This window comes from Actinokineospora sp., from assembly GCF_050699995.1.
GTDB lineage: Bacteria > Actinomycetota > Actinomycetes > Mycobacteriales > Pseudonocardiaceae > Actinokineospora.
On sequence record NZ_JBOHGC010000595.1, the window covers coordinates 1 to 2,101 of the forward strand.

The window sequence follows — 2,101 nt, forward strand, 5'->3', positions numbered from 1 at the left end:
CTCCCAGACGCTGACCGCGGTGATCGCCGGGTGCCAGGGCGCGTGGGAGTTCTTCGGCGGCGTGTTCAAGGTGTTGATCCCGGACAACCTCAAGGCGGTCGTGGCCGGCGCGGACGCGGTCAACCCGCGGCTGAGCGGCGGCTGGTTTGACTACGCCCAGCACGCCGGGTTCGCCACCGACCCGGCGCGGGTGCGCCGGCCTCAGGACAAGCCCCGGGTGGAGCGGGCCGTGCAGTACGTGCGCGGCAACTTCTGGGCCGGTGAGACCTTCACCGACCTGCCCGACGCTCAGGCGCGGGTGGTCGTGTGGTGCTCGCAGCGGGCCGGGATGCGGATCCACGGGACTACCGCGGCCCGCCCGGTGCAGATGTTCGCCGAGGTCGAAAGCTGTTGCCTTCTAACGGTTCCGGCGCCCTATGACGTGCCGATGTTCACCAGGGTGAAGGTGCACCGCGACTTCCACGTCGAGGTCGCCCGCTCGCTCTACTCGGTGCCCGAGCACCTGCTCGGCCAGCACCTGGACGCCCGCGCCGACAGCGAGCTGGTCAAGCTGTTCCACGACGGGCGGCTGGTCAAGACCCATCCGCGTCAGCGCCCCGGCGGGCGCAGCACCGACGCCGGGGACCTGCCGATGGAGAAGGCCGGCTACGCGATGCGGGACCTCACCGCGCTGGTCGCGGTCGCCGCCGGCCACGGCCCCAACGTCGGGATCTACGCCGAGCGGCTGCTCGACGACCCGCTGCCCTGGACCCGGATGCGCAGCGTCTACCGGCTCCTCGGGCTGGTCCGCCGCTACGGCCCCGGCCCGGTCGAGGCCGCCTGCGCGCGCGCCCTGGACCTCGACGTCGTGTCGGTCACCAAGATCGCCTCGATGCTCGAACGGGCCACCGAGCACGACCCGACCGTGCTGCCCGCCACAGCCGGCGCGCCGAGCGGTCGGTTCGCCCGCGACGTCGGCGAGTACGCGATGGCCGGCGGCACCCAACTCACCCTCATCCGCGGCGGCCTGAGCGCAGCCCACCCCCTCGACACAGGACTGGAGACCACCTCATGACCACCACGACAACGACACCAGCCGGCGCCGGGCCGGTCGACCCGATCGGCGCGGACCTCACGCGCACCCTGCGCACCCTCAAGCTGTCCGGGCTCAAGTCCACCCTGCCCGAGCGGCTCGCCCTGGCCCGGACCCGCAAGATGGGCCACGCCGCGTTCCTCGAGCTCCTGCTGGGCGACGAGGTGACCCGCCGCGACTCCCGCTCGGCGATGCTGCGTGCCCGGGCCGCCGGCCTGGACCCCACCATGCGCCTGGACACCTGGGACGAGCCCGAGGACCTGCGCTACGACCGGACCCTGTGGTCGGACCTGACCAGCCTGCGGTTCACCGAGGCCGCCCACGGCGTCCTGGTCCTCGGGCCGGTCGGCGTCGGCAAGACCCACCTCGCCTGCGCGCTCGGGCACATCGGCATCCGCCGACGCCTCAGCGTGCACTTCTCACGCACCGACAAACTGTTCACCCGACTACGCGCCGCCCGCCTGGACAACACCCTCGACGCCGAGATGCGCCGCCTCGCCCGGGTCGACCTGCTCATCCTCGACGACTTCGCACTCCGAGCGCTCGACGCCACCGAGACCAACGACTTCTACGAGATCGTCGTCGAACGCCACTGCAAGGCATCCACCATCGTCACCTCCAACCGGGAGCCCGCCGAATGGCTGACCATGATGAGCGACGCCCTGCTCGCCCAGTCCGCCGTCGACCGGCTCACCTCAGGCGCGCACACCCTCATCGTCGAAGGCCCCTCCTACCGGCAACGAGCACAACCCGACCGGCGCGCCACCGTTGACCCCGAGAGCGAGGCCCGCGATGCTCACTGACACATCCAGGTGGTCCCATGCTCGTGGCAACGAGGTGGTCCCATCACGCTGGCAAGCGACAGCCGTCGCTAGGGGATTGGTTTTCGGGCGCCGTTGACACGGGTAACGCTTCGCTTACCGAAACGACGGCGCCGGCATCTGTAGGGGTGCGTCGACGGTGGGGGTGGATGGATGGTCGACGTGATTGGCGTGCCAAATCGGATCTCCGATCAACGGTACGTAGAGC

The 2,101-nt window shown here is 70.8% G+C and carries 2 protein-coding genes; both read left to right on the forward strand.

The features are described from left to right. Positions 1-1,054, forward strand: a 1,054-nt coding sequence (locus ACRDSQ_RS28805; protein WP_431425367.1) for a Mu transposase domain-containing protein, incomplete at its 5' end; no start/stop codon positions are given. Beyond that, complete coding sequence (gene istB, locus ACRDSQ_RS28810) at positions 1,051-1,875, forward strand: IS21-like element helper ATPase IstB (RefSeq protein WP_431425368.1); 825 nt, start codon at positions 1,051-1,053, stop codon at positions 1,873-1,875. The genes ACRDSQ_RS28805 and istB, both read left to right, overlap by 4 nt. Positions 1,876-2,101: the final 226 nt, after the last annotated feature.

What these genes read in the sequence shown, in the direction of transcription:
- istB (WP_431425368.1), top strand. Translation starts at nt 1,051, where the DNA reads ATGACCACCACGACAACGACACCAGCCGGCGCCGGGCCGGTCGACCCG.